The sequence below is a fragment of the Aliidiomarina iranensis genome (assembly GCF_003987135.1).
Classification (GTDB): Bacteria; Pseudomonadota; Gammaproteobacteria; order Enterobacterales; family Alteromonadaceae; genus Aliidiomarina; species Aliidiomarina iranensis.
Genome location: NZ_PIPJ01000010.1, coordinates 23,424 through 39,786, shown reverse-complemented (window position 1 = coordinate 39,786; position 16,363 = coordinate 23,424). Strand labels below are relative to the sequence as shown.

9 protein-coding genes are annotated in these 16,363 nt (G+C 47.3%); 6 read left to right on the top strand and 3 right to left on the bottom strand.

The window, feature by feature from the left end:
- Nucleotides 1–15: 15 nt before the first annotated feature.
- On the top strand, nucleotides 16–1,452 hold the full coding sequence (locus CWE08_RS10915) for a serine hydrolase (RefSeq protein ID WP_126768210.1): 1,437 nt from the start codon (nucleotides 16–18) through the stop codon (nucleotides 1,450–1,452).
- A 109-nt stretch (nucleotides 1,453–1,561) separates the two neighbouring features.
- Here CWE08_RS10915 and CWE08_RS10910 read toward each other — a convergent pair whose 3' ends face one another.
- The gene (locus CWE08_RS10910) at nucleotides 1,562–4,966 is read right to left on the bottom strand and encodes a PAS domain-containing hybrid sensor histidine kinase/response regulator (protein ID WP_126768209.1); all 3,405 of its coding nucleotides are present in this window, start codon (nucleotides 4,964–4,966) and stop codon (nucleotides 1,562–1,564) included.
- Nucleotides 4,967–5,170: 204 nt separating this feature from the next.
- On the opposite strand from CWE08_RS10910, the gene CWE08_RS10905 reads away from it, so the two are divergent.
- Nucleotides 5,171–5,836, top strand: a complete 666-nt coding sequence (locus CWE08_RS10905) for a class I SAM-dependent methyltransferase (protein WP_126768207.1) — start codon at nucleotides 5,171–5,173, stop codon at nucleotides 5,834–5,836.
- A gap of 1 nt (nucleotide 5,837) precedes the next feature.
- Here the strand turns inward: CWE08_RS10905 and CWE08_RS10900 are convergent, their stop codons facing one another.
- Both CWE08_RS10900 and CWE08_RS10895 read right to left on the bottom strand, forming a co-directional pair.
- Nucleotides 5,838–6,503: a response regulator gene (locus CWE08_RS10900; protein WP_241973891.1), complete on the bottom strand. Its 666-nt coding sequence runs from the start codon at nucleotides 6,501–6,503 to the stop codon at nucleotides 5,838–5,840.
- Between the two features lie 194 nt (nucleotides 6,504–6,697).
- Nucleotides 6,698–8,956, bottom strand: coding sequence for a TonB-dependent receptor (locus tag CWE08_RS10895; RefSeq protein WP_126768206.1), 2,259 nt, complete (start codon nucleotides 8,954–8,956; stop codon nucleotides 6,698–6,700).
- 186 nt (nucleotides 8,957–9,142) lie between these two features.
- On the opposite strand from CWE08_RS10895, the gene CWE08_RS10890 reads away from it, so the two are divergent.
- The 4 genes from CWE08_RS10890 to CWE08_RS10875 all read left to right on the top strand — a co-directional run bounded on the left by CWE08_RS10890 (nucleotide 9,143) and on the right by CWE08_RS10875 (nucleotide 16,361).
- Nucleotides 9,143–10,438 carry a GntP family permease gene (locus CWE08_RS10890; RefSeq protein ID WP_126768204.1) on the top strand — a complete coding sequence of 432 codons (1,296 nt, stop codon included), beginning with the start codon at nucleotides 9,143–9,145 and terminating at the stop codon, nucleotides 10,436–10,438.
- Nucleotides 10,439–10,508: 70 nt separating this feature from the next.
- Nucleotides 10,509–12,149, top strand: coding sequence for a long-chain fatty acid--CoA ligase (locus CWE08_RS10885; protein WP_126768203.1), 1,641 nt, complete (start codon nucleotides 10,509–10,511; stop codon nucleotides 12,147–12,149).
- A 2-nt stretch (nucleotides 12,150–12,151) separates the two neighbouring features.
- Nucleotides 12,152–13,342 carry an E22 family MetX-like putative esterase gene (locus CWE08_RS10880; protein ID WP_126768201.1) on the top strand — a complete coding sequence of 397 codons (1,191 nt, stop codon included), beginning with the start codon at nucleotides 12,152–12,154 and terminating at the stop codon, nucleotides 13,340–13,342.
- 304 nt (nucleotides 13,343–13,646) lie between these two features.
- Entirely contained in the window at nucleotides 13,647–16,361 is a 2,715-nt protein-coding gene (locus CWE08_RS10875; RefSeq protein ID WP_126768199.1) for a hypothetical protein, read from the top strand.
- Nucleotides 16,362–16,363: the final 2 nt, after the last annotated feature.

Here is a 16,363-nt window from a genome sequence, read left to right as displayed (position 1 = left end):
TTAGGAGAGGGAACCATGGAAATATTCGCGAAAAAAACGCTTTTAACTTCGCTAGTTCTGAGCGCTGGGTTAATTATGGGGTGTTCGGAGCAGGTTGAATCTGAAAGTGTTCAAGGAACTGGAAACGATAATCGTATGCAAGTGGAATCGTCGGTAGCGGTTACCGAAGCGCTGCGCGCGCGCATTGAAAGTGATGCTTCTACCGCCTGTATTGCCGCGGCACGCTTGCAACGCAATAGCGACGGCTCACTCACCAGCGAACGTGGTTTCTATTGTGCCGATGAGCAAACTGCTCTACCGAATGCAGATTCCCGCTACGAAATTGGGTCTATTTCGAAAGCCATGTTGGGTGGTATTTTTGCTCACTTAGCGGCCAGTGGAAAAATCGATATTAATGACCCCTTGCAAGCTTGGGTACCCGAGGGCATTGAAGTGCCCCAATATAACGATGAGCCTATTTTGTTAAGGCACATGCTCACGCACACTTCCGGTTTGCCGCGTTTGCCTGCGTTGCTTATGCCGGACGATGTGAATGACCCTTACGTTGATTTCAGCGACGAGGCGTTGTGGCAATCGTTAACGGATGCGGAGCTCGTTGCCTTGCCCGGTGAGCAGTTTGGATATTCGAATTTCGCATTTATGCTGCTTTCAAAAATAGCGGCCGAAGCAGCGGAAATGCCGTTAGCAGAACTCTATGCAAAAACACTGTTTCAGCCTTTAGAGATGGCGAACGCCAGTTTTACTGGCGAAACCATGCAAGGTTTTAGCGCTGAGGGTGAGCCGGTAGTAAACTGGAACTTTGCTGATGATATGCAAGGTGTTGGCGGTGTAAGAGCGAGCTTAAGTGATATGGAAGCTTGGGTGGGTGCACAACTAGGCGTTGGCCCAGAGCCACTCACTACAGCGTTTGCAACGAGCCATGAAGTATTAGCTGAAACAGAGCAAGCAACAGTGGGTTGGGCATGGTTGTATGCGCCGGTGCAAGGCACTAGCTATGTAACGCACGGCGGTGGTACGGGTGGTTTTGCCACTATGGTGGCGATAAACCCTGAAACTCAGCAAGCCGCTATTGTGTTGAGCAACGCAGCGCTTTATCAAACTGGCGATGTGCAAGCTCTGGCGATACACCTGCTCGATGCCAATATTCCCCCAGGAGCGCCTTACATCTCGGTAGCCATGCCAGATTCGGTTAATTTAGCCGATTACTTTGGCTACTACGAAATAATGCCAGGCTTTGTGGTACATGTATTCGAAGAGGCGGGCTCCTTGATGATTCAAGCTACGGGGCAACCTTCGGCACCGGTAGCTTATGCAGAGGAAGATATTTTTGAAAATGTTGCTTTTGGTGCTCGGTTCGTTTTTTCTCGAAACCAAGATGGTGAGGTAGATGGAGTAACACTCTATCAAGCCGGGCAAGAGTTAACAGGTGAGCGGCGCTTAACTGAAGAGTAAGTTGCCTGTTTTTTACTAAGTAAGATTTGTAGAGCCGGCTTTTTGCCGGCTCTATTGTTTGGTGATTTTGCTTAATACCTTTTAACTCTAAAAAAGCGGCTACGTGAGCCTACAAAAGCCGTTTTAATAACCGTAACAACGCGGCCTGCTTCACTGGTTTTGGTAAAAATGAAGCCTGTATCTCAACAACCTGTTCGCGAATACTTTCATCGGGGTCAGCCGTGCTGAGAATAGCCGGGATTTGTGTTTGCCATTTTTCTCGCAGCGTGCGAATACCGGTAACCCCTACCTCATCGTTATCTAAGTGATAATCAACAAAAAGTAAATCGGGCTGAGTAGAAACAGCCATGGCTTCCTCAATGGAATGGCAAGCCGTAACCTCAGCGCCCCAACCAACTAAAAGTTTGCTAATCGCTAAACGCAGCGTTTCATCGTTATCGAGCAGTAAAATATGCACATTTGCCAGCACCGCGTTAGATTGCTGGGTTTCGGGTACAGTGATCGATTTAGGCGCAGCCGTTTGCCAACCGTTTAGGGGCAGAATAATACCGAAGCAGGTTCCGTGGTGCTCTGATGATTTTAAAGTGATAGGAATTTGCAGCAATCGGCACATCCGCTCTACGATAGCCAAACCTAAACCTAAGCCAGGGTTTTCAGCTTGATCGCCGAGTTGATGAAACTCCTTGAAAATCTCATTTTGCTTATCTTTCGGAATCCCGCGGCCTGTATCAATAATTTGTAACTCGATAGCCGCGGCAGAACGCCGACGAATGCCACAGAGCACACTGCCATTATCGGTGTAACGAATGGCGTTGGAAATTAGGTTTTGAATCACCCTCGAGAGCAAACGCTTATCGGTGGCAACCCAGGCTTTGGTAGGCCTCACTTTTAGGGCTAAACCTTTTTCATGCGCAAGAACAGTGAAAGATTCAGCCAAAGGTAACAAAATATCATCGAGCGGAACCTGTTGAATATCCGGCTTTAAGTTACCCGATTCGAGCTTTGTCATTTCCAGCAGCATGGTAAGAAGCTCTTCGGCATTACTCAGTGATTGTTGAATCTGTGCCGCAAGGGCATATTCCTCTTGCTGTTGTGCTTGCTCAAGGCGCTGCTGCAACATTTCACAAAACAGAGATGCCGCATTGAAAGGTTGCATCAGATCGTGGCCCGCGGCGGCGAAGAAACGTGATTTGCTCAAGTGCGCCTCTTCAGCAGCGCGCTTCGCCAACTCCATTAAGCTATTGGCTTCAGTAAGCTCTTGTGTGCGCTCATTCACCCGATTTTCCAATTCTTGGTTAATGCTGTGCAGATCCTCTTGCGCCTTTACCAACTTAGTAATATCCGTGTAGGTGGTTACAAAACCCCCTTCAGGCATAGGGTTTCCCTGCAGCTCAATCACTCGCCCCTCGTGTTGGCGTTGATAGCGATAACTGCTGCCGCGGCGCAAGTAAGTTAAACGTTTATTCACCTCTTGCTGAATATCCGCATCTGGGTGGCCGAACAAGCCACGCTTGGCATTGTAGCGAAGTATTTCAACTACTGGCATGCCGGCATGAATAAAGCCATCAGGATAATTGAAAATTTGCAGATAACGGCGATTCCAAGCCACTAACCGCAGATCTTTATCCACTACACTAATCCCTTGGGGAATGTTTTCTACGCTGGCCTGCAATAATTCGCGATTAAAGCGATAGAGCCGCGAGGCTTCGCTCGCCCAATCGGCCATAACCTCAGCATTAACTTCTGAAGTGCGAGCTAAACCATGGAGAATTAAGCGGCTTGCAGCACTACCCACGGCGCCGGCCAGCTCACGCTCTACGCGTTGCAGTAGTACCGGCGGCACCAAACCCTCGGCAGGGGCAGCGGCTAGGGTTAAGCCCAAGCGCTTATCAAGCTGTACCGTATCTTTTGCATCAATGAAGCGGCTTAATACCGAGCGCAACTTACCCCAAGTTACCTGTGGTCGAGAGCCAACATCGGTGTAATCGGCATTAGGTTGGAGATAGCGTTGAGCATGCTTGCGCTCGTTCGCTTTATCAGGAAACAACAAGGAACCGATAACAAAGAGTAAAATATTCACCGAAAGGCTAATTAGAATACCATTACTAATCGCTAAATCGGTAAGTTGCCGCGTGCTTTGCAGCGATGGTAATAACAACAAAATAATCCACAGAATGCTGCCAATACCTAGAGCGCCAATCGCGCCGATACGGCTACTTCGCTGCCAATATAACCCACCGATTAGTGCCGGCCCCAACTGTGTTAGTAGGGCCATAGCGATTAGGCCATTACTTACCAATGGCACGCCACTTTCCGTTGCCTCATGGTACAAATAGGCAAGGGAAATAATCAGCACCATAGTAAGCCTACGAATGGTGAGCACCACACCAGAAGTAAGCCTAAACTCTTGCTGCTTGGCTTTTCGCCAACGCAACCAAAGCGGTGTGAACACATCATTAGAAATCATAATGCTTAATGCCAGTGTGGCCATAATCACCATGCTGGTAGCGGCTGCTAATCCGCCAATAAACGCAATGATGCTGATATCAGGCCGTTCCATGAGCACAGGCAAGGCCAGCATAAACATATCTTCGCTACGGCTTTCTGGAACCAGTAAAATACCCGCTAACGTTATCGGGAGAATGAAAAAGTTAATGGCAAACAAATAGAGCGGAAATGCCCAACGCGCGGTTTTCAATTCATCAGCGTGCGTGTTTTCAATAAAGTTTACGTGGAACTGGCGTGGTAAGAGGAACATGGCTGCTGCACCGAGCAGCATGTGAGTAATATAAATGTAGGTGCCATTCGGCAGGCCCGCTAAGGCTTCACGGGCTAAAGGTGCCGCTGCCGCCTGAATCAGCAGATCATCGAAACCGTTAAATAGTTGGTAAGTACAAAAAAGGCCAATAAGCCCGAAGCTAACTAGTTTTACGATAGATTCAAAGGCTACTGCATCCATTAAACCAGGGTGTTTCTCTGATAAGCTGAGTTTCCGTGCACCAAATAAAATGGCGAACAGAATCATCACCACAGCTACACCGGCACTTACATCGGTAAACCAAGGGATACGCGTGGCATCAACGCCGGTAATGGCGGAGAAACTGGCACTTACAGCCCGAAGCTGCAAAGCAATATAGGGCACCAAAGCAATAAGCGAAATAAAGGTAACAAACACCGCTATGCTGTGAGATTTGCCGTAACGGGAACCGAGTAAATCGGCAATAGAGGTGAGGTTTTGTTGTTTTACTACGGTTAACAGCTTCATTAAGAAGCCGTGGGCGAACAAGAAAATTAAAATACCGCCGAGATAGGTTGGAGCAAACCACCAGCCATAGTGAGCCGCTTGCGTTACCGTGCCGTAAAAGGCCCAGGTAGTGCAATGTACGCCAAGCACCAAGGAGTAACGCCATGGCCGAGGTTTATCGGTTTGTTGCTTTTCGCCCCGTGAAGCAATTAAAAACAAAATAGCGAGGTAGGCTAGGGCAACAAAAATAACAAGATAAGCGGGTAACATAGCGAATTCTCTTTTCCTTACCTTCTAGTTGTTTGTTTCAAAGCACTTAAGCATTACCATTGAGCCCTAACATAGAGCCCTAACATAGAGCACTAACACAGAGCATTCGCATTTAGAACTAACACTCAGAGCTAAAACTCAGAACTAACACTCAGAATTAGCACAGCGCATTGTAATTCTGAATTGAAGCCGTTGGAGCACCCCTTGCCTAGAAAAACTGAACAGTGCCCGTTATGCCGTGAAGCAATTGCTGGAGAGCCTTGGTTCGTGGAAACACGCGCGCCTTTGCAGGGTCGAGAGCATTTTCAGTGCATGCATTGCCATGTAGTTTTCGTGCCCCAACGCTTTCATGTATCCGATGCTGAGGCTAAAGCGCTTTACGAGCTGCACGAGAACAACCCCAACGATATCGGCTACCGAAAGTTTCTAGCGCGCGCTGCTGAGCCGGTACAACGCTTGTTACCGCAAGGATCTTCGGGCCTTGATTTCGGTTCTGGCCCCGGGCCTACGCTCTCACTTATGCTCAACGAAGCAGGCTTTCCTTGCTCTATTTTTGATATTTTCTATGCAAATAATCCCGAACGCTTGCAGCAAACTTATGATTTTATTACCAGTACCGAGGTGTTTGAGCATCTGGCGCAACCAAGGCAAGTGCTCAACCAGTTAGTGCCGCTATTAAATCATGGAGGCCTGTTGGTGATCATGACACAAAGGCCGAAAACCATCGATCGCTATCAAAAATGGACCTACCTTCTTGATCCAACTCATATCACTTTTTTTCGTGATGAAACGTTTCAATGGATAGCCCAGCATTGGCCCCTTGAGCTTATTGAGCTACACAAAGACGTGGCAGTTTTGCAAAAACGGTAAACTATGCTTCCTCATCGGCTTTGAGCATATCGTGGAAAATAACGCCGGCTTGCGTGCGGTTATACACGCCCAACTTGCGCAAAATCGCTGAAACATGCTGTTTAATAGTGGTTTCTTGCACATCAAGTTCGTAAGCAATTTGCTTGTTTAATAAGCCATCAGCAATACAGGTAAGCACTTTAAATTGCTGTGGCGTGAGTTGTTCTAACTTGGTGGCGAAATCTTGGCTGGCTGCGCTTGCTGGGCGCTTGAGTTCATCTTTTAAGTGCTCAGGAAGCCAGCTATCACCTGCTAATACCGCATCAACGGCATTCATCAGCATTGGTAGAGGCGCTGATTTTGGCACATAAGCGCTGGCGCCGAATGCCATAGCACGGCGGATTACATCAATACTCTCGTTGGCCGAAACAATTAAAATCAAAACATCAGGAAATTGATTGCGAATAGCGGTAAGGCCAGTTAACCCGCGGTTACCCGGCATATTTAAATCAAGAAATAGCAATTCAACCTGCCGCTCTTGCTCGAGCACAGTTTGAAGTTCTGTGAAATTTTCCGCTTCTAGTACATCACTGCCTAAAGTAGCTGTTAAGGCTTGCTTTAGGGCCGCGCGAAAGAGCGGGTGGTCGTCTGCAATAATGGCTCGTGCCATGCAACTCATCTTCTTCATAAAGCATGGAACCTATTTTGTACCTGATGTACAACCATGCTGCAAGGTAAGCATAGGGCTTTGTTGTACTTAACGCAGGAAAGTTGCAGAAAAAAGCCACCGCTACGGTTAAATAACGGTGGCAAAGTATTACCAGAGAAAACAACAGGTTTTTCTTTGTGTTGCTTTTACGCTTCTTAGCTTTTTATCGCAGCTTAGAAACGATAGCCAACCGTTAGTGATACAGTGCGAGGCGCGCCGTAGTAACCAACAATTGTATCTTCACCACCTAAACCAGCACCGATAATGTTGCCTTGCTCATCACGCGGCGCTGCAAAGTTGTAGCCTGCTAGGCGGTATTCTTTATCAAACAGGTTTTTCACGTGCAAACCGGCTTGCCATTTACCACTGTGCGAATACCAAACTAAGCTTGTATTCGCTAAGCTGTAGGAATCCATATCCAGCATTGAAGGTATTTCAAAAATCTGGGTATCACTGCGGTAAGCCACATTACCTGACCAAACTAAATCACCCTGCATTACATCGCGGAACTCTTGTACAAAACCAATGTTTGCGCTGAGTTCAGGTGTGTTGGCGAACGACCATAAACCCGATACATCTTCATTTTGCTGGGTATTCGGGTTAAAGAAGATAACCTGATCAAAGCTTGCATCAACATAACCAACCGAAGCGTTGAACGATAATGTATCAGTGGCTTGCGCAAGCGCTTCAATTTCAAAGCCTTGAACTGTTGCATCAGCGGCGTTTAGCACTTGCGAAGCAACACCAGCGGCAACGGCACGTTGAACGGTAACCTGCATATCCTGATAATCAGAATAGAATATGGCAGCATTTAAGCGTACGCGGCCATCCATCAACTCACTTTTCAAACCAAACTCATAGGTGTCTACAATTTCCGGATCGTATGGGTTGGAAGCATCAGGGTTTAAGGAAACATCGGCCCGCATATCTACACCACCAGATTTGAAACCGTTGCTATAGCTGGCGTAGTACATGAGATCACGAGTTGCTTGATACTGCACACTTGCATGCGGCGAGAAACGGCTCCAATCAGCAGCAGTAGTGAAATCAGAGTTGGTTACCAACGGATCGCCAACGGCTTCACCCGGATACACTTGGCCTAAATACGTGAAACGATATACATCAGCTACTTTGTCATCTTTAGTGTAGCGGCCACCGAGAGTGAACGACCATTGATCATCCACTTGGTAGGTGCCTTGGCCAAATACTGCATAACTTTCAGTTTCAACACAGCCACCGTTTTCCACGGTTACGCCTAAACCACCAAGAATCGTACCGAACACGCCACAGGCTTCGCCATCGTAATAGTACAAACCACTTACGAAGCGTAAGTTCTCATCGGCATAATTGAGCTGAAATTCTTGGGTGAATTGTTCATCTTCATAAATAGCCGGCACTAATAAGGTTGGCATTTCAGTTGAATCGAAATCGATATTGGTATCGGTAAAGCCTTCACGTTTAGCCGTTACTGATTTAAACATCCAGTTTTGATTCAGTTCCCAATCTACAACAGCCGACATCCCCTCGGTTTTTACGTAGTTATCTACCGGCATAGCCGTGCGCGAATCAAATACGCTATCAAGTGGCTCGTCACCGGTTACTTGGCTTGTAGTTAAACGATAACCACCACGCGAGTTCGAATCATCTTCGGTACGATCGGCGGATAAACGTACAGTTACCGTATCGGAAGGCATCCAAAGTGCACTGATGCGGCCGGTAGTAAGCTCTTTGTTGTAGTTATCATCGCCGGTGTTTACGAATTCACCGAAGCCATCTCGATTTAGTGAGGCGAAAGCACCGCCCACATAAAAGTTATCGGAAAGTGCCGTTTGCCCTGAGATTTTGAAATCACGGCGGTTGTAATCACCCACAGTGCCTTGCACTCGCACTTCGGTATCGCCAGAAAGTTGTGCGGTTACATATTTCATCGCACCACCGATGGTGTTTTTACCATAAAGCGTGCCTTGTGGTCCGCGTAATACCTCAATGCGCTCAACATCAAATACTTCAAGTACAGCACCTTGCGGGCGTGCTACATATACATCATCAATGTACACACCAACGCCTGGCTCAAAACCCCAAAGCGGATCTTGTTGGCCGATACCACGAATATAGGCGGTAAGGGTTGAGTTTGTACCACGGCTTACTTGCATTGTGGTGTTTGGAATACGTTGTTGTAGCTCAGTGATATCGTTAATACCAACGCGCTCGAGCTCCATTTCTCCGAAAGAGCTTACTGAAACTGGCACTTCTTGCAGGTTTTCAGTGGTACGGCGAGCGGTAACCTCAATGCGTTCAAGGCGTGTTGTTTGTTCCTCTTCCTCGGCATCCTGCGCTACGGCTGGCATGCTGATACCCAAAAGCGCACTGGTAACGGCCGCTGCACAAAGGCTACGGCGGAACTGTTGTGTTTTAAATGTTGTTGCTTTCATCTTGATCCCCCAAGGGTTTGTCTTTTCCAGACGTTATATTTTTGTTACGGATGCAACATTAGCCTAAGTTGAGGAATTTGTGACCTGTACCATAGTACTATGGGTAGAATTTAGTTCTTGGCCGACAATAACGCTCAACGACGAAAACGCTAATGTGCGCATCGAATAATAAAAAAAGAGGTGTTTATGCTGAGTATGATTGGTTTAGTAGGTGGGCTTATATTATTGATATTGCTCACCTTGCGCGGGTGGAATTTATTTATCAGCGCGCCCATTTGTGCGCTTATCGTAGCATTGTGTAGTGGCATTCCGGTATTCCTTGGCGATGTTAATTTTGTAGAAAATTACATGAACGGCTTTTCTGGCTTCGTGGCTTCTTGGTTCTTTATGTTCTTGCTCGGCTCAATTTTCGGCAAGTTTATGGAAGATACCGGTGCCGCTGATAGCGTGGCCGAATGGATAATTAACAAGCTGGGTAAGAAGCAAGCCGTAATGGCCGTAGTGCTTGCTTGCGCAATTCTTACTTATGGTGGCGTGAGTGTATTCGTGGTGGCGTTTTCCGTATACCCAATGGCATTAAGCTTATTTAAAGATGCCAACCTTCCACGCCGATTTATTCCGGCAGCACTCGCGTTTGGCTCGGTAACCTTCACCATGACATCGGCCGGCTCACCAGAAATTCAAAACTGGATTCCGATTCAATATCTCGGCACTTCGCCCTATGCAGCATGGGAAGTGAGCTTAGTGGTGGCCATTATTATGGCGATTCTCGGTTACTGGTGGTTGATGAAAATTATTAATAAAGCGGTGGCGCGTGGCGAGCACTTTGTTGAGCGTGAGAGCGATCCAAAATTGGTTGATCGCCGCCGGCCACACCCGATCACCGGGCTTATTCCACTGGTTGTGGTGCTTACACTTTCGTTTTTCTTTCACGAAAAATATGCACAGATGGCGCTCATCATTGCGCTTACCGGCGGTGTTCTTGCCATCATGGCGATTAATTGGAAATTCTTTAACGATATGCAGCACGCACTTGGGCAAGCCACAACAGGCGCTTTGGTGGCCATTGGTAATACGGCGGCTGTAGTGGGGTTTGGTGCTGTTGCGCGGGTAACACCCGCATTCGAGCAAGCGGTAGTTGCCATGACATCACTGCCGGGCAATGAGCTTGTGGGCGCCGCGGTAGCGGTAAGTGTGATCGCCGGTTTAACGGGTTCTGCCTCGGGCGGGCAAGTTATCGCGCTGCCAGAGGTAGGCCCGCATTATTTGGCTGCGGGTGTAAGCCCAGATCAGCTGCATCGAGTGGTATCCATATCTTCTGGTGCGCTTGATTCTCTGCCACACAATGGTTACGTGGTGACAACCATTCGCGGTATCTGTAACGAAACCCACAAAGATGCCTATTGGGCGGTAGGTGCGGTAACCGTGGTGGTACCCGTGATTGGCTTAAGTATTGCCATTTTATTATTTAATTTGTTCTAAAAAATATAAGCGCACGCAAGAGCACGCAACATTGAACACAGCAGTTATAAAAGGCACTAGGAGAATTGGAATGCAAGGCAGTTTAAACGGCAACATGATGAATACCCAGTTATTGGTTATTGATTTGCTCGATTATGCCCGGCAGCAGTTTCCAGAACAGGAAGTTGTGAGCCGGCGGCTCGAAGGTGATATTCATCGTACAAATTATGCACAGTGCTGGCGCCGCAGCTGCCAATTGGCACACGCCTTAGATGCTTTGGAAGTAGGCATGAACGATTGTGTGGCTTCTATGGCTTGGAATACTTATCGGCATTTAGAGCTTTACTACGCGGTTTCTGGTGTGGGTGCTATTTTGCATACGGTAAACCCACGATTATTTGCCGAGCAAGTGGAATACATCATTAATCATGCCGAAGATAAATATGTGTTTGTAGATCTTGGATTCGTGGCAATGTTAGAAGAAATTCAAGGTCAATTACCCACGGTAAAGGGCTTTATTGTACTGACAGATCGTGAACACATGCCAGAATCATCATTGCCAAATCTTTTGTGCTACGAAGAGCTATTGGCGGGCCAGTCAGAACATTATGATTGGCCACGCTTTGATGAAGATCATGCGGCGTCGTTGTGCTACACCTCAGGCACAACCGGCAACCCGAAAGGCGTTTTATATTCTCATCGAGCACTGGTGTTACACGCACAAGCTACGGTTTCCGGTGCTTTGCTCGATTTACGGGCAGACACCGTGTTATTGCCCATGGTTACTATGTACCACGCCAGTGCCTGGGGGGCGCCTTATGCCGCCCCTTTAGCGGGAGCGAAACTAGTGCTACCGGGCAGTGGCATGGATGGCGCTAGTATGTGGGAATTAATTTCAAGGGAGAAAGTAAATGTAGGTTTAGGCGTACCTACGATCTGGTTAACGTTACATAATTATTTGCAGGAACAAAAAATCAGCGAAACACCCTTAGAAAGGGTATGCGTGGGAGGAGCAGCTTCACCTATTGGCATGGTGAGAACTTATGCTGAGCGCTACAACATTTATTGGCAACCCATTTGGGGAATGACAGAAACCGCCCCCTTAGCTACTAGCCTGCCCCCTACGCCTGCGATTATGGCACTGGCAAAAGAAGCCCGTTACGAATTGCAAACCACCGCTGGCCGAGCAGCCTTTGGGGTAGAGATGGAAATATTCGATGCCGATGATGTAGCAGTAGCTCATGATGGCGAAAGCTCGGGTGAATTGCGTGTGCGTGGGCCATGGATTTGTAATCAGTATTACAAAAACGAAGATTTAAGCAGTTTCCCCAATGGTTGGCTCGCAACCGGCGATATCGCCGTAATCGATTCTCAAGGCTACATGCGCGTTGTTGATCGGAAAAAAGATGTTATCAAAAGTGGTGGCGAGTGGATAAGCTCGTTGGAAATAGAAAATATTGTTAGTTTGCATCCACAGGTAAATGAGTGTGCGGTAGTGGGAGTGAAACACCCGAAATGGGATGAACGCCCGCTATTATTAGTAGTGTTAAACCCAGGCGAGGAAGCAACGCAGGCGGATATCCTTGCGCATTTAAAAGGAAAAATCGCAAAGTGGTGGACACCCGACGCCGTTGAATTTGTATCTGAGTTACCGAAAACTGGCACGGGAAAAGTGCGGAAAAATGAATTACGCGATGAATTTTTAAATTATTTAATTGAACAAGGAGCCTAATCATGGCCGCTAAAAAATTAACAAGCTGGCTCATTGCTGCCATTTGTGTTGCTAGCCCGCTAGGGTTTCTGCAGGCAGCTGAGTTGCCCTTAGTAGAAAAGCAGGTTTTTAGCACGGAAAACTTTACCACCTTTGGTGGCGAAACCATTGCAGAGGTGAATGTGGGCTGGGAGGCCTACGGTGAGCTGAATGCCGAAAAAGATAATGCTATTTTGATTACTCACTTTTTCTCTGGAAATAGCCACGCAGCCGGTAAATATTCCGCCGACGATGCCCAACCTGGCTATTGGGATGCCATTATTGGCCCCGGAAAAGCAATTGATACCAATGAATTTTATGTCATTAGTGTTGATACATTGGTAAATCAAGAACCCTATAATCCAAATGTTACCACTACTGGGCCGGCGAGTATTAACCCAGAAACAGGGAAAGAGTATGGCTTGGATTTCCCCGTAGTTACCATTCGTGATTTTGTAAATGTACAAAAACTGGTAATCGATTCCTTAGGTATTGAGAAGCTCTATGCGGTGGTGGGAGCGTCCATGGGCTCTTTGCAGGCCATTGATTGGGCAGCGGCTTACCCGGAACGTGTTGAGCGTATGATTTCTGTGATTGGTATGGCCGAGGCCGATCCATGGACAATTGCAAACCTACAACATTGGGCTAACCCAATTATTAACGACCCGAACTGGAATAATGGCAATTACTATAATGGCGAGGCGCCAAAAAGTGGTGTGGTACAGGCATTAAGAATGATTACTTTAGGTTCGCTGCATCCGCAGATTGTGAACCAAATGTATTCCGCTAGCTCGGCTCGTGAGCCTGCGCCGTTGCAAGATATCCAAGCTAACTTCAGTATTGTAGATCAACTCGAAGCCGCTGCTAATTTGCGTGCCACTTATGCCGATGCGAATCACATATTGTATCTGGTGCGCGCAAACCAGTTATTCGTGGCAGGTTTTGAAGATTCGCTTGCTGAAGGTTTGGGAAATATCACCGCGAAATCATTATTTTTACCGGCTACGAATGATTTATTGTTGCAGCCTTATTTGGCAAAACGTGCACACGATATACTGATAGAGCAGGGAAAAGAGAGTAGCTACAGCGAAATTGCGGGGCCTTGGGGCCACCTTGATGGCGTGGTGAGTATCAGCCAACAGGCGGATCGTATACGAGATTTCCTAAATAATTAGGCAAATTTAGGCTCTGGGAAAAACAGAATAAGTGATAACTATCAGTAATATGCAGAATCCATTTACACTTTGTTACAATTAATTTGTTTTTCCTGTGGGGCCGCTGTGCTAAATTTCACCACATCAAGTTAATGTACGGTTTCGCACACACGGATGTGTGCACCTATTCCAGAAAAAGCCGAAGGCATTGCGCCCTCGGCTTTTTTTTGTCTCCAAATTGTCATGTTTCCGTAAACCTATCTTCATGAAAAAGCCCCACAGTACGCACGTTAATTCTCGTTGCATACTAATTCGGAGCTTCATCATGCGTTTGAATCGTTTTTTTCAACTTAGTGCCTTGGCGGCAGCTATAGCCCTAACCGGCTGTGGCGGCGGTGATATCAATATTAATATCAATGAAACTGCGCCACCCACCAGCGGCGGCAACCCAGGTGGTGGTAATACTGGCGGCGGCAACCCGCCACCAACGAATGCTTGCCCGGATTGGGCTAGCGCTGGCGAAGCACTTACAGGTTACTCCCAGCCTGTGTGTGAAATAACCGGTACCTTTACTGAAGATCGCACCCTAACTAACGATATCCTTTGGGCCTTAGATGGCCGTGTTGCTGTGGGTAATGATAAAGCAGATTCTGCCACGCTAACTATCGAACCTGGCACTTATTTATTTGGTAAATCCGGTGCTGATTTCTTAGTTGTGCGTCGCGGCTCACAAATTGAAGCAAATGGCGCTGCTAATGCGCCTATCGTAATGACATCACTACAAAGCATGCTCGGCCTATCCGACCATACATCCATTGGTGAATGGGGTGGTTTAGTACTGCTTGGTCAAGCGCCGGTAAATGGCTGCGATCAGGCTAATCTAGAAAATTGTTCGATCGAAGCAGAAGGCGATGCAGGCCCTTACGGCGGTAATTTGGAAGATGATAGCAGCGGTACCTTACGTTACGTGCAAGTGCGCCATGCCGGCTACGAAGTTCTGCCTGATAACGAATTGAACGGTATTACCTTCGGTGGTGTTGGCCGCGGTACAACGGTTGAATACATTCAAGTGCATAATAACTTAGATGATGGTATCGAGTTTTTCGGTGGCACCGTTGATGTGAAGTATGTTGTGTTAACTGGTAACCAAGATGATTCATTGGATTGGGATGCAGGCTGGAATGGCCGCATGCAGCACGTTTTAGTGCAGCACAGCCCAACGAATCAAAAAGCGAACCGTGGTATCGAAGCGGATAATAGCTCTTCGAACTTTAGCGCAACGCCGATGAGCCGTCCGGTTATTGCTAACATGACGATTCTTGGAAATGGTTACGACGCCGATGATGATTCAGAAGGTGTCTTGTTACGCCGAGGCACAAGCGCAGAGCTTTATAACTTTGTTATAACCGGAGACCCAGCAATGGGTGAGTGCTTTGAATTAAACGACCAAGAAACGGTGAACAATGCTACCGGCGGTGATTTGCGTTTCGAAAACTCTATTATTTCCTGTACAGAACCGTTCCGCAACACCACTGATGAAAGCGGAGCTGTAACTTTCGATGCAGAACAATGGTTCTTAGCGCAAGAAGGCAACATGCTGGTTGATCCATTACTTGGCGGCTATATGCCATCAGCGGTATCACCTGCACTCGGCGCTGGCCGCAATGTCGCCAACGACATCGACCCATGGTTTGATGATGTTGACTACATTGGCGCGTTTGATGGCGAAAATGATTGGACCATCGGTTGGACTTATAGTTTGCATAATGATGCAGGTTCAGAGCTTGCTTTTTGTCCGGAAAACACCGTAGAAGTGACTTCAGTTACCGACAAGATAAATTGTCAAATCAGCGGAAGCATCACGGAAGATATGTACCTTCCTGTAGGTGCTGATTACGTATTGAACGGCCTTGTTCGTGTAGGCAATGATAATGCCGATAGCGCCACGCTGTTCATTGCTCCGGGTGTGAAGCTATTTGGCCAATCGGGTGCTGATTTTTTAGTGATTGCGCGTGGTTCAAAAATCATGGCTGAAGGCCGCCCGAATGCACCAATCGTGTTTACATCATTACAAGATGCCATTGGCTCAGAGGGCGAAAAAGCCCAATGGGGCGGTGTCGTGCTACTCGGTAATGCACCAAGCAACAAATGTGATGCGGCTAACTTAGGTGATTGTGCTATCGAAGCTGAAGGTGATGCAGGCCCTTATGGCGGTGCAGATCCAGAAGATAATTCAGGTAAACTGAAGTTCGTACAGGTACGTTACGCCGGTTATGAAGTACTGCCAGATAACGAACTTAACGGTATTACATTTGCGGGTATCGGCAAGCCAACCCAAGTTGAATTCATCCAAGTTCATGAAAACCTTGATGATGGTATTGAATTCTTCGGTGGCAATGTGGATGCACGTTTTGTTGTTATTACTGGCGCTGGTGATGATTCACTAGATTATGCCGATGGTTGGAATGGCCGTATTCAGTTTATGCTCACAAAGCATAACGGTGAAGGAAACAGAGGAATTGAAGGTGATAACCAATCAGGCAACTTCGGCGCTTCACCTCGCACTAATCCAACTGTAGCCAACATGACCATTATTGGAAATGATTACACTTCTGCAGATAAAGACTCAGAGGGTGTCTTAATTCGTGCCGGTGCTACATCACAATTGCATAACTTCTTGATTACTGGCCCTGCAGAGATGGGCGAGTGCTTGGAGTTTAACTCTGCGGAATCGGAGCAATTAGCGGCCAACGGCACTACGGTAATGACGCACTCGGTAATTGCTTGCCCTGAACCATTCAAGGGCAGCGTAAGTGCAACAGAAACCACCGAAGCCTGGTTCTTAAAGCAAGAAAATAATAGCGTTGCGGCAAGCATGCTGGATGTTATTGATGGTTACTACACCATTGATACTACGGAAGCGAAAGCAATGTCGGAAGTAGATGCAGATTTCTTCATGGACGTACCATTCGTTGGCGCAGTTCACCGTGATTTCGATTGGACACGTGGCTGGGTTCATAGCTTGCAAAACTTCCAATAAGG

Bases quoted from the DNA above. Each gene is read 5' to 3' on its own strand.
- CWE08_RS10915 (WP_126768210.1), top strand. From the start codon at position 16: ATGGAAATATTCGCGAAAAAAACGCTTTTAACTTCGCTAGTTCTGAGC.
- CWE08_RS10910 (WP_126768209.1), bottom strand. From the start codon at position 4,966: ATGTTACCCGCTTATCTTGTTATTTTTGTTGCCCTAGCCTACCTCGCT.
- CWE08_RS10900 (WP_241973891.1), bottom strand. From the start codon at position 6,503: ATGAAGAAGATGAGTTGCATGGCACGAGCCATTATTGCAGACGACCAC.
- CWE08_RS10895 (WP_126768206.1), bottom strand. From the start codon at position 8,956: ATGAAAGCAACAACATTTAAAACACAACAGTTCCGCCGTAGCCTTTGT.
- CWE08_RS10890 (WP_126768204.1), top strand. From the start codon at position 9,143: ATGCTGAGTATGATTGGTTTAGTAGGTGGGCTTATATTATTGATATTG.
- CWE08_RS10885 (WP_126768203.1), top strand. From the start codon at position 10,509: ATGCAAGGCAGTTTAAACGGCAACATGATGAATACCCAGTTATTGGTT.
- CWE08_RS10880 (WP_126768201.1), top strand. From the start codon at position 12,152: ATGGCCGCTAAAAAATTAACAAGCTGGCTCATTGCTGCCATTTGTGTT.
- CWE08_RS10875 (WP_126768199.1), top strand. From the start codon at position 13,647: ATGCGTTTGAATCGTTTTTTTCAACTTAGTGCCTTGGCGGCAGCTATA.